This is a genomic window from Limnothrix sp. PR1529 (assembly GCF_002742025.1).
Lineage (GTDB): Bacteria > Cyanobacteriota > Cyanobacteriia > CACIAM-69d > CACIAM-69d > CACIAM-69d.
In genome coordinates this window covers 29,711-44,172 of sequence record NZ_LIRO01000142.1, presented here as the reverse complement: position 1 = coordinate 44,172, position 14,462 = coordinate 29,711, and the positions used below count along the sequence as shown (strand labels likewise).

The window sequence follows — 14,462 nt, the reverse complement described above, 5'->3', positions numbered from 1 at the left end:
CCGCAGGGCAATACTTACGACCACACAACGGGCCAAACCGTTGAGGGGTCTACGATTTGGCAACGTGACGCGGCGGGTAATCTCGAGCTGCGGACGGCGGTAGAAACCTGGATCGGGGTTAAGGCCGTGCCCAAAAAACGCGGGGTTAAGCCGGTCACGATCCTTACTTCCACAGGCGAGCAAGTCACTCGATATCCCTGGTGGTATGACACTGAGCGATCGAAATTCACGATCCAGGTTGAAGTTTACACGGAGTAACAGGCGATGGATGCTGTGGGTTTCTTGAGCGATCGGCTAAAGCATTTAGAAGAAACGGTGAATCAGGGCGATCGCGCGATTTTGCTCGAGCTGGGTGAAATCCGTGAAAAGTTGGGGGGTGTCACTGGCCTGACGGATCAGGTGAACGACATCGATGGCCGGGTGAACGCGATCGAACAGTTGTTGGCCCGGGCCGGTGAAACCGGACTGGTGTTGGCGGCCCGGGCCGCCCGGGCGGCCCAAGCCATGCCCGGGGGTTGGCGCGGTTGGGGCTTCCTGATTTTGGTGAGTGCGATCGCGGTTGATTTGCTGGTGGATCTGTTGGGCTGGGGGGAGCTGCTGCGGGCGATCGCTCACCGGCTGTTTTAAACTTCGCAGCTCAACCGTCGGTAATTTTGCCCAGATAAGTCGATCGCAGTTTGCCTGCCGATCGCCATCGCAGATACAGATATGGCCCATGGCGGCCAATTTTTTTTAGTTCAAAATATCCACCGCTCGGTTGTGCCGATTTTTCGGCTTTTCCACAACTTAGGGAGCGGTTTTCTTGGGTTTGAGCGGGGGCTTGCTCCCTAAGAGCTTGGGACAATCCCGCGATCGCGTCCTGCAATAACAGCAGCTCCGATGGGGATAGTTTGGCGGCGGCCTGGATGGCGATCGACAATCGATCGATCTTTCGATCGGCTTCCGGTGGTGCAGGTGGTGCGGGTGGTGCAGGCCCCCAACTGGGGTCAAGCTCCCTGCTTTTGCGATCGGACATCAATCTATCTCATTGTCTGCCTGAGGAAGGATCCTCGTTAAGGTGGCAATAGCAAACCCCTGCTGATTAGCCAGCAGGGGCAAAGGTTTAGGCGGTTAGGTCTTCTTGTGCTGGTTTGTGTGGGTCAGCTTCGACTTGATCGCTTGAGTCCTTGAGACTTGCTACCCGTTCGTTCCATGCAGTGAGCGTCGTGTTTAGATATTCAAGCTCAACTGCTTCAAATTCATTCTCTTCCTGAAGATCCCGGATTTCCTGCTCAAGTTGAGCGATCTTGCGGATATTTCTGGCCACCCGACTCTGAACGGAGCGGATCAGATGGCTAAGCGTTTTCCCATGCGTAGCTGGTCTGGGTCTGGCGGGAGAGTCGGCAACAATCCCCGTGCAAACTGTTCGATCAGTTCGCTCGGACTCCGTAGCCCCATCGCTTGCGACATCTCTTCCAAGAGTTGAATCGCTGTTGGTGTCAAGGAGTAGCCGATCGTCTTCTTGCGTTCCCCGTAAGTTGGTTTTCCGGCCATTTGCGTCAGTCATTTCAATTTCGTCAATCTTACTCGATAAACTTTCATCTCTTATTTTACTCGACAAAGATAAAAGTTGCTGTCATACTCGATAAAGATCAGATAAACCCAAAGCGCCCCTGATGGCGCGGTCTATGACCAGCGCGGGATTTGGGGGAGACCGGCACAAACGGCGGCCGGCCACCTTGCACCCGAGATCACCGCGTGAATTTGCGTCCCTGATTGGTGTTGAGAGATTGGTTTGCGGCGGGCGATTCACCACACGGACGATCGCCCACTTTCCTTCCCCCCTTACCCGAAGCATCTGCCTATGGATTTCCTTCCCCTTGTCATCCCGCACACAGGGCAGCAACGCGATTTTGAGGAAGCGTCGTTGTTTTTTGATGATGTGCGGCAATTTTTGATGACGTGCGGCTACCTCGTTGTTTCGAGCAACAAGGACTCTGAATGGCTGATTACCGCGCCTAACGGGACAACATCGCAGTTGACTCTCTTCGAAGACGACGGATGGGAGTTGAATTTTTCAGCCAATGACCCGGTTATGGTCGCGATCTATACCGATTGCATCCGATTTTTCTCTGGATTACCCACCCATGAAATCCGTTCCAGAAAAGCCCAAAAGCCTTGACCTGAAGGACTTCAGCCCATCCCTGCCCTGGGTTGTCTACCGGTTGGGCCGTCCCAACCGCCACGGCCAGCGGTCGCGGATCCGACAAGCTGCTTTCACAAGCTATTCCTACGCTCAGATCTTCGTCCGGGGATTAATTGCCATTAATTCCGATTTGGCTCCATGCCTGGAAATCCAAAACCGTGAGGGGAGGTTACCCGATGATTCGATTGTTAGCCGTGCCTAAGGTGAATCGTCTCCATTGGCTCCATGCCTTGAGACCCGCTGGCCGACTATTGCCGCTGCATCCTGGCGTACCGATCCGATCGGTGCGGCCTCGGCGCGATGTTCCCATCGGGGGTGGTGTTGAGAGCTGGTGCTATGAGCTATCTGACCAGGAGCTGACCGATTGGCAAAAATCAATCTTGGTCAGGTCAATGGAGCAGGAAGGACTTGACCGCGAGGCAACACTAAGCAGGCTCGATCGCGGTTTCCCCGTGCCCGTTGCTGATGTCGATTTTGTCCAGATCGAAGCCAACGGGGCCATCCAAACGGTTGTGATGTTTCCAATTGAAATACCGGAGGTCACCGTTTCATGAATTCAGTGATTTGGGTGGGCGATCGCTTTTTGAATCTCGACTGGATCCGGCAGATCCATGCTGAAGCAAAAACTGGCGAGCTGACCATCGTTTGGGCCGATGGGGACACCCTGAACCTCAGCGGCACGATGGCCGTGGGCTTGTTCCATGCGCTCAAGGAACGGTGTGAGGGGAAAAACCTGGCGGTGGAAGTGATGCAAGATTTGCACACCGCTCTACCCGACTGGTTTCAGGAGCTTTGGGGCGTAGGTCAGTATCCGGAGCCAGTGGAGTTGGAAAACAACATCCTAGACGAACTTGAGTTTTAGACATGCTCCAATCTTGCTCGGTCTGACTCACCGGGCAAGCTTGGGGCAGCGTCCAAACCTGCCTCAGCCGTCTGGCGATCGCGCTTAGGGCCTGAATACTGAATCGAGCTTTCGCGCTCTTAATGATTCATAGGCTCGGCGCGATTGGCTGGCGGTTCAACCCACACAACCGGTTCACCACTCAGAGCCGGTTAATGCCTTAAGAGGGAATTGAGCTAGGCAACTGACCCGGCTTTTGGGTGATTCATAGGCTTGCTGTGTGGGGTCAACTAACACCCATTCATACCATGCGAGTTATTGGTATTGACGTAAGCAAAGCATCGGTCACAGCTTGCGTTACAGACACCAGACCGACCGAACCTCGACAATTTTATTACGATGCAAAATTTCTGACCCTGCCCGCCAACGCGGCCGGCATTCGGGCCTTGCTCGACTTGGGGGCCGATGTGGCCGTCATGGAACCCACGGGGGTGAACTATTCAAAACTGTGGGGAACTCAGCTCGCCCGTGCCGGTGTGCGGGTGGTGCTAGTCGGCCACAAGGAGCTGCGGGGTTATCGTGCGGGCCATCTCGGATTGCCCGATAAAGATGACGATGCTGATTCTCTGGCCTTGGCCTGCTACTACTGGGACTATTGCGACTCACCACGGCGGTTTGTGTCCGATCGCACTGAGGCGATCGTGCAAATCAGGCGGTTAGTGCTGCGGCTGTGTCATCTGAACCGGGTGCAAAGTCCGATCATTAACCGATTGCGCCAAGACCTGGCCTGGCAATTCCCGGAGGTGGCCCATGTCAAGTCGAAGCGGGAATTGCTCTCAGATTTGCCGCCGCTTCTATGGGGCTGGATCGCACAGGAACGCCCAGCGGTCAGATACGACCGTCTGTACGCGGCGACCTGCGGGCTGGGATTGGATAAGCTGTCGCGCAACCATGCCGCGCGACTCTGCAATCTTCACGCTGAAGAATGCGCGATCGAACGTCAGCTCTATCAATTCCTCCAAAGTCCCGATTTTGCGCCCTACCGCAAAGTTTTCGCCCGCTTCGGCTTCGGTCTGAGGGTTGAGGCCTTACTGATTTCGCAGATTTACCCGATCGAGAACTACCTAGGGCCCGATGGGAAACCAGAGATCAAGATTCGCAAGGGTCGCAAGTCCGGTAACCCAACCAAGCGGCATCTCAGCCTGCGGAGATTTACCAAGGCCTTGGGCTGTGCTCCTGGGCGTGAGGAATCAGGCGACATGAAGCGCGTCCAGGTCGTTGGTGGATCTGATTTATGCCGTCGTGCTCTTTGGCAGTGGATCTTTACTCGGATCGAACCCGAAAAGGCCCGGCCTAAAAATCAAATTGGAAAGCTGCTGGGCGATCGGCTCGATCAAGAGAAGTCAACTAAGCCCATTAGGCTCGCTCGCTCCAGGTGCGCTGGCTACGCTGCCCGGTTGTTATTTTTCGAGCTGGTTGCATCCCTTATTACATAGGCCGTGTTCTCAGTAATTTTGTGACCCCAAGCGATCGCTCGTATTTACGGGCGATCGCTTTGCTGTGTCTGGATGTTGGTGCTGCGATGACTCGCTGCATTTATATTGACTAGAGGGAATCTTTACTGTATTTTCTGCGCTGGGTTTTGTATGGCATCACTGCGCATTCTTCGCAGGTATTAGCCCTTATCCATTGCGTTAGCTTTCACGCATTTGCATTTTTTGCATTTCTATTGAGCAGCAAGCCTATGTCGGTATTGGTGGCGATCGGTGTATTGGCGTTGCTGGTGTTCGTTCACGAATTAGGACACTTCGCAGCGGCTCGGTTACAGGGCATTTACGCCAACAAGTTTTCCTTGGGGTTTGGGCCCGTCCTCTGGAAATATCAGGGGCCGCAAACGGAATACGCCATTCGTGCCATTCCCCTCGGGGGCTTTGTGGGCTTCCCAGATGACGATGAAGACAGCTCCATTCCCGCCGATGACCCCAACTTGATGCGCAATCGCCCGATCGCTGATCGAGCCATTGTGATTGCGGCCGGCGTGGTGGCTAATTTGATTTTCGCCTATGGGGTTTTGGCGGCTCAATATGGCTTCATGGGCGTGCCCGATGGCTTTCGCTATGAAGCAGGGGTGATTGTGCCCCAAGTGCTGGCTCCTGACAATCCAGCCGGGCGAGCCGGACTGAAGGCGGGAGACATTGTGCAGGCGATCGATGGGCAAACCCTCAGCGCCGAACAAGCAAGCGTGAAGGTACTGATGGAGCAGATCAAGGCGAGTCCCGATCGCCCCCTGATCTTGGAAGTGCAACGGGGAGCCGATCGCCTCACCCTCCGGGTCACCCCCGAGCTGGACGAAGCGGGCCAAGGGCGCATCGGCGTGCAACTGGCCCCCAACGGCCGACCGGTCTATCGCCCCGCCCACAACCCGATCGAAGTGTTGACCCTGGCGGCCGATCGGTTCCAGAACATGGTGACCCAAACCGCTGGCGGCTTCTTGACCCTGGCAGCCAACTTCCGAGAAACCGCACCCCAAGTGTCTGGCCCCGTCAAAATCATTGAATGGGGAGCCAACATCGCCCAATCCGATGCCGGGAACCTCTTTCCCTTCATGGCGCTGATCAGCATTAACCTCGCCGTCATCAACATCCTGCCCCTGCCGGCCTTGGATGGTGGGCAACTCTTTTTCCTGGCGATCGAGGCCCTGCGCGGCGGTCGGCCCTTACCCCAGGAATTTCAAGAAAACGTCATGCAAACGGGTTTGGTGCTGCTGTTGGGCTTGGGCATTTTGTTAATTGTGCGCGACACCACCCAACTGGAATGGGTGCAACGGCTGCTGCAACAACAATAGGCTAATAGGCTCGCCCATCAGCTTGCCAATCCAATCAGCTCGCCTGGGCCAAATCAGCCAACCCAGCCCAAGGATGGGGCCCAGTCGGGCCCCAAAAGCCAAAGGCTAAAAACTCAGAAGCGAAAACTCAGAAGTGAAAACAAAACGGGGCCAACCATCGTCGGCCCCGTTTCGTATGAGTTGGGCATTGCTACCCGAAGAAAGGCTTAGTACAGCTCTTCTTCCTTGTGGGTTTCGATCGTGCAGTCTGAAGTGGGGTAAGCAGCACAGGTCAGCACATAGCCCGCTTCGATTTGATCGTCATCCAAGAAAGACTGATCCGATTGATCCACCGAACCGGCAGTTACCTTACCAGCACAGGTCGAACAAGCGCCCGCACGGCAGGAGTAGGGCAGATCGAGGTTTGCCTCTTCAGCCGCATCGAGAATGAACTGATCGTCGGCGCAGTTGATGACCTTTTCGCCGTCGGGAGTAATGAGCGTTACCTTGAAGGTCGCCATGGTTGTGACTCTCTCTCTCGCGTAAAAACAGGGGCGGTATGGGGCTAACGCAACGGATTAACCGGGTCAATGGCGCAGCTTGCACGGGGTTGCCAACTTGCGACCATGGGATTTTGACTGCTAACACAACAGTCGCGATCGGGAGTCTCAGTCAACGCGATCGGCGGGATGCCCACTGAACCCTTAGTTACGTTTGAGGCCACCGACAACTGAAGCCATGGGGTTAAGACATGGTTCACTTCCGGCGTAGCCAACCTCGCCTTCTGATGTTACGAGAAATTTTTATTGCTACTACGGATGAGCACAGAGATCCGAGAACGTTATTCTTAATCGTTTTTCCAGATTCGATTCTAATTACTTATACTTATTGGATATTTTTGCGAGAATCGGCAGAGTTTTTGTGGGTTCTTGGCTTAGTCTAAAGTCTTGAAACCAATATTTTCAAGGCTTTCCAGGCTTATTGTTCTGAGACTGCTTCGATTTATAACCCTAGCTAAAGCTTTGTTTTAAAATAAGAAATTTTTATAAAAACACCCCGAATTGTCGGTTTTCCGGCCCTTCCGCCACCCGAAATCAGCGCTAGGAGACCGGGGCAAAAGGCTAAGATCGGGGGGCTATGTTGGTGATCTGTAGTCATGCTATTGGGTAATCCGGTGCGCGTCGGCCTGGTGGGCACGGGCTTTGTGGCAAAGTTGCGGGCAGAGGCCCTGTTGCCGGATGCACAGGGAGATTGGTTGGCGGCCAAGCTGGTGGCGGTGGCGGGTCGCACACCGGAGAAGGTGGCGGATTTTGCGGCAACTTACGGGGCGATCGCCCTGGACTCTTGGCGGGAGCTGGTCAGCCACGCGGATGTGGACTTGGTGATGGTTTGCAACACCAACGCCGAGCGGGGGGCGATCGTGCGGGCAGCCCTAGAGGCCGATCGCCATGTGGTGACGGAATATCCCCTGGCGCTGGATCCCAACGAGGCGGCGGAATTGGTGGAATTGGCCCGATCGCGCGATCGGCTGTTGCATGTGGAGCACATTGAGCTGTTGGGCGGTGTGCATCAATCCCTGCGAACTTGGCTGCCCAAAGTGGGCGAGGTGATCTCCGCTCGCTACAGCACCATCGCGCCGCAAATTCCCACCCCAGGCAAATGGACTTATAACCGATCGCTGTTTGGATTTCCGCTGGTGGGGGCCCTATCTCGGCTCCATCGTCTGGTGGATGTATTTGAAAACGTCCGCCAGGTGGGAGCTGTGGCTCGCTACTGGCCAGCGGAGGTGGAGGATTATCACGCCTGTTGGTGCGAAGCAAGGCTAATTTTTAGCAGCGGCCCGATCGCCACGGTCACCTATGGCAAGGGCGATCGATTTCACGGTTCCCAGCGGCTGTTGGAAGTGCGCGGCAGTCAGGGCACGTTGATTTATGAGGGCGATCAGGGGCAACTGATCCAAGGCGATCAGGTTACACCGCTGGAGGTGGGCGGTCGGCGGGGGTTGTTTGCCCGCGACACCCACGCGGTCTTGGCCTACCTGCTGAATGGCACACCGCTGTATGTGCGCCCGGAAGAGAGTTTATACACCCTGCGGGTGGCGGATGCGGCGGCGCGATCGGCCAATACGGGCCGCCCGATCGACCTGCTTTAGAGCTTGCTTGAAGTGAGTTCGACGAAACCGGCGACTATCAGCAATGGTCTATGTCCTCTTGTCCTGAATCTGTTAGCCCTGAATCTGTTAGCCCTGAATCTTTTAGCTCTGAATCTTCTCGTCCTGAATCTGTGAGTTCTGAGCCTTTTAGCCCTGAATCCTCTAATCCTGGCTCCTGTGGCCCCGATCCAGACCAGCCCTATCCCATGCCAGGTCAAGGGCGCTTGGTTTATTTGAAGCCTTTAATTAAAAATCCTCAAATCATTGTGGGTGACTATACCTACTACGATGACCCCGCTGGGCCAGAACGCTTTGAAGCCAATGTGCTCTACCACTTTGACTTCATTGGCGACAAACTGCGGATCGGCAAATTTTGTTCGATCGCCGCCGAGTGCAAATTCATCATGAACGGTGGCAACCACCGCACCGATTGGTTCACGAACTATCCCTTTCCCGTGTTTGGCAACGGTTGGGAAGCCGCCATGCCCGACGACTGGCCCCACAAGGGCGACACGGTGATTGGCAATGACGTGTGGTTGGGCTATGAGGTGACGATTATGCCGGGGGTGCAAATTGGGGATGGGGCGATCGTGGCGACGGGGGCAGTGGTGACCCGATCGGTTGATCCTTACACGATCGTGGGTGGCAATCCGGCCCAACCCATTCGGAAGCGGTTTGATGAGGAGACGATCGCCGCGTTGCTAGAAATTCGCTGGTGGGATTGGGAGATTGCCAAAATCACCCGCAATTTGCCCGCCATCTGTGGTGGCGATTTGGCAGCGCTGCGATCGGCCCAATAGCACTAGCCCAATAGCACCAGCCCAACAACCACCCTCGATCGGCTCATGGCCATGGTTATCATGGGGCGATCGCCCACACTGAAAACCAGAAGCTGAAAACCAGAAACCCCTAAAAAACCTCAAGGGAGTGCGTCTTTCAGGGCCGTGCGAGCCGCCAGGTGGTTGCGCGTCGAACTCAGAATTTCGGCTTCCCGTTGCAGGCGCACCGCCGTATCTTGCATTTCCAACAGGGCCTGTTGTTCCGCCGCCACGCCATAGAGCTTGGCCGCAACCCAGTAGGACAGTTCCGTGGGCAGGGTGGGGATTTCGTCCGGTAGCTCAATTTCCCGATCGGACAATTTGGCCGACAACCGCACCACGTCCTTCAGCAGGGTTTCCACTTCCCCGGCTAACCCATACAGATCATCGCTGGGTGGATCATCTTGAATCCATTCCACCAAGCCAACGCGGTAGGGCTTTTCGCGCACATATTCCAACAACCGAAAGCGCTGTTGGCCGAGGGTCAACATCTTCAGCCGGCCATCGGGTAACCGTTGATAGCGCAGGACTTCCGCACAACAACCAATGGTGGCAATTTCGCCGCTTTGCTCATCGGACATCAACACCCCAAACCGTCGATCGGTTTCCAGGATGGTGTTCATCATGATCCGATAGCGATATTCAAAAATGTGCAGCGGCAGAGGTTGTCCTGGAAACAACACAAGGTCGTTAAGGGGGAACAACGGCAGTTCACGGACGGCGATCGAGGACGGAGAACCCATCGGCAAAAAGCTGGGAGAGTGAACAAAGCCGCCGCAAACCGCAATGGCGGGCGGATGCTGGCAGCCCCTAGTCTATCGCACTGGGCGGGTACTGGACGGTTTCGCCCCTAGGCCTTGGCTCGTTGATAGTGCCAGATCAACACAGCCAATGCATTGGTGGTGATGTGGGCAATGGTGGGAACCAGCAAATTGCTCGTCCACCAAGCACTGCCGCAGAGAATGGCCCCGGTGATGCCGGCCCAAGCGGCGTAGGGCCAGTGCTTGCGTCCTGCCAAATGCAGCCAACCAAAGCAAAGGCTAGATCCCAACAGGGCCAGCCAGTCAGCGCCCAGGCCGGGAAACATCACCCCCCGAAAGAACAGTTCTTCGCTGGCTCCGGGCAACAGGCCCACCCAAAGTGCATCCCAAGGCAAGAGGGAAGGCATCAACCAGTTGAGATAGGCTTGGGCGCTGCGACGATATCCGGGCCAAACTAGGGCGATCGCGCCGCTGAGGCCGGTGATGGCGAGGCCCAGCCCCAGCCCGATCGCCACCCCAGTCCAAGACCAAATCACAGGCCAGCGCTGCACTTGGCCCAACCAGAGCCACAGTTGCGCCCCTCCCCAAAAGGCCAGGGCTGTGAGGGCGATCGTCATCAAAAGCTGCGATCGCTCTAGGGGTTCTAGATCCAAATCCTCAAAATCATTCACAGGGCTTGACGGGGCGGAGCGGGGATGGAGCGAGGGCAGGGGTGCATGAAAAATGGCTCTGAAGGGCGAATCAACAGCGATGGGTGGCGATGGGTGGCGATGGGTGGTGCTTAATCCCCAGGCGAATCAACCGTTGGCAATAACGGCATGATTGGATCCGATCGCAAGGCATCGGGCCAGAGGCCAGCCCGGCGGGCCGTGAGCCAACCGATCGCCTCTAAGTATGATCGCACCCGTGTGGCTCGCAAATTCAGCGCTTCGGGGGGGACTTGCATCGCCGTGGCGTTGTCGTCCACCGCGAGGATATCGGCCCCGGCGGCGGCCCAATGCAAAACGGCCGCGCCGCCACAGGCACTTGTGGGCGTAATCACCACATCGATCGAGTTGCGGGTGATGTCTAGGGGTTGCCATTGGGCCCAATCGCGCAGGAATTGGGGCGATCGCCACAGGCCAGCCAGCACGCAGGGCAGGAAAGTATGGCCCAATTCTTCGGCGGCCGATCGCGGGGCCAAGTCTGCCGCTGGGGGGCCGCTGACCAAGGCCGGCGCATGGGCACAGGGCACGGCAAATTCTCGCACCACCAAATGGCTGATCACCGCTTCGGCTCCGGCGATCGGATCCACGCCCCGGCCTTGACGATAGGCGGTGGTTAGGGGGGTGTCTTCGTCGGGAAAACGGGCCACCACGGCGATCGCCTCGGCTCCGGCTTCGATCGCCCGTTCCGCTGCCCTCAGCAGGCTGGCGGGTTGGGCAATGGTTCCCCAAGAGGCCCCGGAAGCGGAAATTTTGAGAGCCACTCCCAGGGGGCGATCGGTCACAATTGCCGCCATCACATCAATGCCCAAGGTGGCCCGGGCCGCGTCGGCCGCTTGCAGTTGTCGCCGCTGCAATTCCGGTTCAATGGCCCGATCCAAAATCAGAGCGATCCGGTTTTGGCGCACCGGCCGCAGCCCCCAGTCACCCGCCGCGAGGCGATCGAGCGCATAGCCTTCCACATACAGGGTGTTGGGCAATGGCCAATAGAGCATGGCCCCGTTCAACACGTTGGGATGGGTGATTAAACAATCCACCGCCGAGGCCATGGCCCGCGCCACCGGTAGCCCATCGCCTGCGTAACCCCCGATCGTTGCACCAATGCCGGTGGGAATCAGCAAGACCGCCGTAAACGGGCGAGTTCGGTCAACGATCGCAGATTGCATCGGGCACAGCTTGCATCAGACGTAGGACATGGAACAACAACGGCTTGGCCCCCGGTCTCGCGCATCGGCCGGGTTTGATCCGGATATTTGCGGAATACAGCCGGGAGCCAAACAAGCGCTTCCGGTCTGAAGTTTAAGGCCTGGAGTTTAAGGCCTGCGGTGCGCCATTAAACGTTCGACTCGATCGGTTCGCTGGTCACCAGGCCCGTGGTCACAATCGCCTCCACATTGGCCAAATCATCCTCCACCTGGGTCACCGCCCACCGCAACGGCTCACCCCGTTTGTGCAATTCCGTTTCGATCGCCTGGGGCAGCGCCATCGGCGACTCGTTCAAGTCAATCTCAAACTCAATGAAATGGGTGGTCATAGAATTATCCAAATTGATGAGGAATCAGCAGCGGCCAAGGCGGCCACCTAGGGCATGTGAAGGAGGGGCTTGGATTGATTGGCGCAAGGAATTTTGACCAGCAATCTCGGTCAAAAATCTTGGCCAGCAGTCCCAGCAGTTGCTATCTATCCTAGGCAGCTCTTGGCCCGCCTGGGTCAACTGAGATCAACCGAGGTCAACCTAGGCTGACTTGCTGGCGGCATACATGGACTCGCGCACCTGCACCATGGCATCCACCAACCGATCCATCTCGTCTTGGGTATGGAGCGCGTTGGCCGTGATCCGCACCCGAGGCTTGGCAATGAACCAAATCGGAGAAACCCAAATGCCATGCTCAGCCATCAGTTGGCGGGCAAAATATTTCGGGTTCATGTCCGGTGGCAGCAACACGGGCAACACATTGGTTTCGCCCATCACTTCAAAGTTGGCGGCCGTCAACCGTGATCGCAAGTAGCGAGTGTTGTCTTGCAGGCGCTTCACCAGCTCTGGATGTTGGCGCACTTGGCGAATACTCTCCAGGGCGGCGGCGGTCATTGGCGGCGGCAGGGAAATGGTTCCGATCGAGGTGGGCGACACATTCATCAGCGGCTTGAATTCCGCCACATGGGTGCTGATGGCCGCACCGGCCGAAGCCGCAAACTTTGAGAAGGTGGTCATGATCAGGGGCACAACACCTTTGGCGATCGCATCGCTGGGCAAAATCCCAAAATGCTCATAGATGCCGCGGCCCGTGGGCCCCAGAGCGCCGCTGGCGTGGGCTTCGTCCATCAACAGCACGGAGCCGGGATAGCGACTGAGCACCTCGATCATTTCCGGCAGAGGAGCCACATCCCCATCCATCGAAAACACCGCATCCGACACCACAAAAATCCGATCGCCTGGCCGCGCATGGCGTTCCAGTTTGCGAGCCAAATCTTGCGCATCGCAGTGGCGGTAAGCCTTCACCCGCACATGGGGGCTATAGCTAAAGGTTTTGCCCGATCGCGTCCGAGCGTGGGCCAGGGCCGAGATGATGCAGCCGTGGTTCAACACGTCCGACATGATCAGGGTTTCGCGATCGTGGGTGAAGCCCGGCACCTGAATGGCCAAATGGCAGAACCCATCAATCACGGCCTGCATGGCCATCCAGGCATTCATGAACAATTGCGTGTGAGGCAAATGCTTGAAGCTGGAAATTTCATCTTCCAGTTGGCGGTGCAGATCAATCCGACCACTTAACACCGAGCAGGAACTATTCGAGGTGCCGTATTGCAAAATTGAGTCGATGGCAGCCTGGCGCACGGCCGGGTTCATCGTTAACCCCAGTACGTCATTCGTACAAAAGGTCAGCACCTCGAAGCGTTCCCCCGTTGTCGCCTCCTCAATTTCGACCCAGTTGCCCTGCTTCTGGTGGCAAATATATTCATCTGGATCGAGATCGCTCTCATACCAGCGCTGGACGTACTCTTTGACGACTTCCACAGGTTTCTCCTCGCCTCAAATTGCTGGTTGCGATCGATCCTTATCCGACCCAGGGTGCGATCGCGTCGTTGCAGTCACTGCCGCAGATTTCCCGCCAAAACAGCTTAGGAGGGGTTAGGAGTCGGGGGGTAATGATCCGAGTCTCCTTCCCAGTCACTGGGCAGGGTGTGGGATTGCGATGGTTTCGGTGTATTGCGATTTGTTGCGCTCGCAAATTGCTCTTAACTGTATCTCAGTTCGCGCCTGCTCTTGCAAGGGGCAATGGATTGGTCATGCAACTGGGCCCCTATTCAGACCCCGCGCGATCGCGTGCAACCCCCTGGGGACTAATTCTAAAGATTTGTATTCCGTAACTCTTGATACAGAAATTGGCAGAAATTTTTCATTTGCGCTACTCTCAGGAATAGGACAACGGCCTGAAACCGACCTTGATTTCTGGCCCAGCAGAGCCAGTAACCAAGGCCCGATCGGGCCAGGGATTGCCGCCCACCCGGCGCAATGCCTGCATCGCCCTCCAACAGTCCGGGAGTTAATCAACGGTTGTTGTCGCTATAACCCTCAATCAGTTTTTCCTCGGAGGTTGCTCCCATGTCTAGTCTCGACCGCGCTCGTGCCCTGATGACCCAACGTCACCATTCCGTTAAGCACCGTCATCAATCCCTGCTAGGCCGCGCTAGCGTCACCATGGGTCTGACCGCCGATGCGGCCAACCGCCTGACCCACATTCAAGGCAAGTTGGTTAGCGATAGCTATGATCGCAGCCCAGCCACCATGAGCTAGGCAAGCATCACGGGGCCAGGCGATTGCTTGATCGAGCAAGCAATCGAGCAATCGATTCAGTCGATCGCCTGATTGCCCAGTTGATCACCCAGTTAATTGCCCAGTTAATTGCCCAGTCCTGATCCAGACCCAACCCACCGGCCCCCTGCTCCACAACAGGGGCCACTGAGGGAACCACCGGGTCAAGCACAAACCCAAACCCAAAATCAGCAGCGGGGCCGGATGTTTAAATCTGGCCCCGCTGCGCTTGGGGGCTTGGCTCAGAAACCAGCTTGGGGACGGTGTCCTTGGGTGATGATCGAAAGCGATCGATCAAATCAGCGAAATCGATTGGGCGGTCGCTGAGGCGTGTAGAATGCTCTATTGGGACGCTTGGCTTGG

The 14,462-nt window shown here is 56.6% G+C and carries 19 protein-coding genes; 11 read left to right on the top strand and 8 right to left on the bottom strand.

What is annotated here, in order from left to right; translation table 11 throughout:
- Nucleotides 1-258: hypothetical protein (locus AMR42_RS20770; protein WP_158234553.1), on the top strand; the 258-nt coding region annotated here is incomplete at its 5' end.
- Nucleotides 259-264: 6 nt separating this feature from the next.
- On the top strand, nt 265-627 hold the full coding sequence (locus tag AMR42_RS19335) for a hypothetical protein (protein WP_099532354.1): 363 nt from the start codon (nt 265-267) through the stop codon (nt 625-627).
- Nucleotides 628-637: 10 nt separating this feature from the next.
- On the opposite strand, the gene AMR42_RS19330 is transcribed toward AMR42_RS19335, so the two are convergent.
- The gene (locus AMR42_RS19330) at nt 638-1,015 is read right to left on the bottom strand and encodes a hypothetical protein (RefSeq protein ID WP_143473198.1); all 378 of its coding nucleotides are present in this window, start codon (nt 1,013-1,015) and stop codon (nt 638-640) included.
- A gap of 87 nt (nt 1,016-1,102) precedes the next feature.
- The gene (locus AMR42_RS19325; protein WP_099535501.1) at nt 1,103-1,546 is read right to left on the bottom strand and encodes a hypothetical protein; all 444 of its coding nucleotides are present in this window, start codon (nt 1,544-1,546) and stop codon (nt 1,103-1,105) included.
- A 297-nt stretch (nt 1,547-1,843) separates the two neighbouring features.
- On the opposite strand from AMR42_RS19325, the gene AMR42_RS19320 reads away from it, so the two are divergent.
- The 5 genes from AMR42_RS19320 (at nt 1,844) to rseP (ending at nt 5,871) form a co-directional block, all read left to right on the top strand.
- A complete protein-coding gene (locus AMR42_RS19320; protein ID WP_143473197.1) occupies nt 1,844-2,161 on the top strand; it encodes a hypothetical protein in 318 nt (105 codons plus the stop codon).
- A 200-nt stretch (nt 2,162-2,361) separates the two neighbouring features.
- On the top strand, nt 2,362-2,739 hold the full coding sequence (locus AMR42_RS19315) for a hypothetical protein (protein ID WP_143473196.1): 378 nt from the start codon (nt 2,362-2,364) through the stop codon (nt 2,737-2,739).
- Entirely contained in the window at nt 2,736-3,047 is a 312-nt protein-coding gene (locus AMR42_RS19310; protein WP_099535495.1) for a hypothetical protein, read from the top strand. Before AMR42_RS19315 ends, AMR42_RS19310 begins: the two co-directional genes overlap by 4 nt.
- Nucleotides 3,048-3,334: 287 nt before the next feature.
- Entirely contained in the window at nt 3,335-4,522 is a 1,188-nt protein-coding gene (locus AMR42_RS19305) for a transposase (RefSeq protein ID WP_099535493.1), read from the top strand.
- Nucleotides 4,523-4,770: 248 nt separating this feature from the next.
- Nucleotides 4,771-5,871 carry an RIP metalloprotease RseP gene (gene rseP, locus AMR42_RS19300; RefSeq protein ID WP_099535491.1) on the top strand — a complete coding sequence of 367 codons (1,101 nt, stop codon included), beginning with the start codon at nt 4,771-4,773 and terminating at the stop codon, nt 5,869-5,871.
- 206 nt (nt 5,872-6,077) lie between these two features.
- Here rseP and AMR42_RS19295 read toward each other — a convergent pair whose 3' ends face one another.
- Complete coding sequence (locus AMR42_RS19295) at nt 6,078-6,371, bottom strand: 2Fe-2S iron-sulfur cluster-binding protein (protein WP_099535489.1); 294 nt, start codon at nt 6,369-6,371, stop codon at nt 6,078-6,080.
- A 38-nt stretch (nt 6,372-6,409) separates the two neighbouring features.
- On the opposite strand from AMR42_RS19295, the gene AMR42_RS20765 reads away from it, so the two are divergent.
- From AMR42_RS20765 to AMR42_RS19285, 3 genes are all read left to right on the top strand, one after another.
- A complete protein-coding gene (locus AMR42_RS20765) occupies nt 6,410-6,550 on the top strand; it encodes a hypothetical protein (protein ID WP_158234552.1) in 141 nt (46 codons plus the stop codon).
- A 456-nt stretch (nt 6,551-7,006) separates the two neighbouring features.
- Nucleotides 7,007-8,002: a Gfo/Idh/MocA family protein gene (locus AMR42_RS19290; RefSeq protein WP_099535487.1), complete on the top strand. Its 996-nt coding sequence runs from the start codon at nt 7,007-7,009 to the stop codon at nt 8,000-8,002.
- A 206-nt stretch (nt 8,003-8,208) separates the two neighbouring features.
- Nucleotides 8,209-8,802 (top strand): CatB-related O-acetyltransferase, encoded by a 594-nt coding sequence (locus AMR42_RS19285; RefSeq protein ID WP_199858252.1) that lies wholly within the window; start codon nt 8,209-8,211, stop codon nt 8,800-8,802.
- 119 nt (nt 8,803-8,921) lie between these two features.
- On the opposite strand, the gene AMR42_RS19280 is transcribed toward AMR42_RS19285, so the two are convergent.
- The 5 genes from AMR42_RS19280 to AMR42_RS19260 form a co-directional block, all read right to left on the bottom strand.
- Nucleotides 8,922-9,563: an LON peptidase substrate-binding domain-containing protein gene (locus tag AMR42_RS19280; RefSeq protein ID WP_099535483.1), complete on the bottom strand. Its 642-nt coding sequence runs from the start codon at nt 9,561-9,563 to the stop codon at nt 8,922-8,924.
- Nucleotides 9,564-9,670: 107 nt separating this feature from the next.
- Nucleotides 9,671-10,252, bottom strand: coding sequence for a CPBP family intramembrane glutamic endopeptidase (locus tag AMR42_RS19275; protein WP_199291363.1), 582 nt, complete (start codon nt 10,250-10,252; stop codon nt 9,671-9,673).
- Nucleotides 10,253-10,362: 110 nt separating this feature from the next.
- A complete protein-coding gene (locus AMR42_RS19270; RefSeq protein ID WP_099535481.1) occupies nt 10,363-11,451 on the bottom strand; it encodes a DUF3326 domain-containing protein in 1,089 nt (362 codons plus the stop codon).
- Between the two features lie 167 nt (nt 11,452-11,618).
- Nucleotides 11,619-11,819, bottom strand: coding sequence for a hypothetical protein (locus AMR42_RS19265; RefSeq protein WP_099535480.1), 201 nt, complete (start codon nt 11,817-11,819; stop codon nt 11,619-11,621).
- Between the two features lie 201 nt (nt 11,820-12,020).
- The gene (locus tag AMR42_RS19260) at nt 12,021-13,301 is read right to left on the bottom strand and encodes a pyridoxal phosphate-dependent aminotransferase family protein (protein WP_099535478.1); all 1,281 of its coding nucleotides are present in this window, start codon (nt 13,299-13,301) and stop codon (nt 12,021-12,023) included.
- Between the two features lie 588 nt (nt 13,302-13,889).
- Here AMR42_RS19260 and AMR42_RS19255 point away from each other — a divergent pair.
- Entirely contained in the window at nt 13,890-14,081 is a 192-nt protein-coding gene (locus AMR42_RS19255; RefSeq protein ID WP_099535476.1) for a hypothetical protein, read from the top strand.
- Nucleotides 14,082-14,462: the final 381 nt, after the last annotated feature.

What these genes read in the sequence shown, in the direction of transcription:
- AMR42_RS19335 (WP_099532354.1), top strand. Translation starts at nt 265, where the DNA reads ATGGATGCTGTGGGTTTCTTGAGCGATCGGCTAAAGCATTTAGAAGAA.
- AMR42_RS19330 (WP_143473198.1), bottom strand. Translation starts at nt 1,015, where the DNA reads ATGTCCGATCGCAAAAGCAGGGAGCTTGACCCCAGTTGGGGGCCTGCA.
- AMR42_RS19325 (WP_099535501.1), bottom strand. Translation starts at nt 1,546, where the DNA reads ATGACTGACGCAAATGGCCGGAAAACCAACTTACGGGGAACGCAAGAA.
- AMR42_RS19320 (WP_143473197.1), top strand. Translation starts at nt 1,844, where the DNA reads ATGGATTTCCTTCCCCTTGTCATCCCGCACACAGGGCAGCAACGCGAT.
- AMR42_RS19315 (WP_143473196.1), top strand. Translation starts at nt 2,362, where the DNA reads ATGATTCGATTGTTAGCCGTGCCTAAGGTGAATCGTCTCCATTGGCTC.
- AMR42_RS19310 (WP_099535495.1), top strand. Translation starts at nt 2,736, where the DNA reads ATGAATTCAGTGATTTGGGTGGGCGATCGCTTTTTGAATCTCGACTGG.
- AMR42_RS19305 (WP_099535493.1), top strand. Translation starts at nt 3,335, where the DNA reads ATGCGAGTTATTGGTATTGACGTAAGCAAAGCATCGGTCACAGCTTGC.
- rseP (WP_099535491.1), top strand. Translation starts at nt 4,771, where the DNA reads ATGTCGGTATTGGTGGCGATCGGTGTATTGGCGTTGCTGGTGTTCGTT.
- AMR42_RS19295 (WP_099535489.1), bottom strand. Translation starts at nt 6,371, where the DNA reads ATGGCGACCTTCAAGGTAACGCTCATTACTCCCGACGGCGAAAAGGTC.
- AMR42_RS20765 (WP_158234552.1), top strand. Translation starts at nt 6,410, where the DNA reads ATGGGGCTAACGCAACGGATTAACCGGGTCAATGGCGCAGCTTGCACG.
- AMR42_RS19290 (WP_099535487.1), top strand. Translation starts at nt 7,007, where the DNA reads ATGCTATTGGGTAATCCGGTGCGCGTCGGCCTGGTGGGCACGGGCTTT.
- AMR42_RS19285 (WP_199858252.1), top strand. Translation starts at nt 8,209, where the DNA reads ATGCCAGGTCAAGGGCGCTTGGTTTATTTGAAGCCTTTAATTAAAAAT.
- AMR42_RS19280 (WP_099535483.1), bottom strand. Translation starts at nt 9,563, where the DNA reads ATGGGTTCTCCGTCCTCGATCGCCGTCCGTGAACTGCCGTTGTTCCCC.
- AMR42_RS19270 (WP_099535481.1), bottom strand. Translation starts at nt 11,451, where the DNA reads ATGCAATCTGCGATCGTTGACCGAACTCGCCCGTTTACGGCGGTCTTG.
- AMR42_RS19265 (WP_099535480.1), bottom strand. Translation starts at nt 11,819, where the DNA reads ATGACCACCCATTTCATTGAGTTTGAGATTGACTTGAACGAGTCGCCG.
- AMR42_RS19255 (WP_099535476.1), top strand. Translation starts at nt 13,890, where the DNA reads ATGTCTAGTCTCGACCGCGCTCGTGCCCTGATGACCCAACGTCACCAT.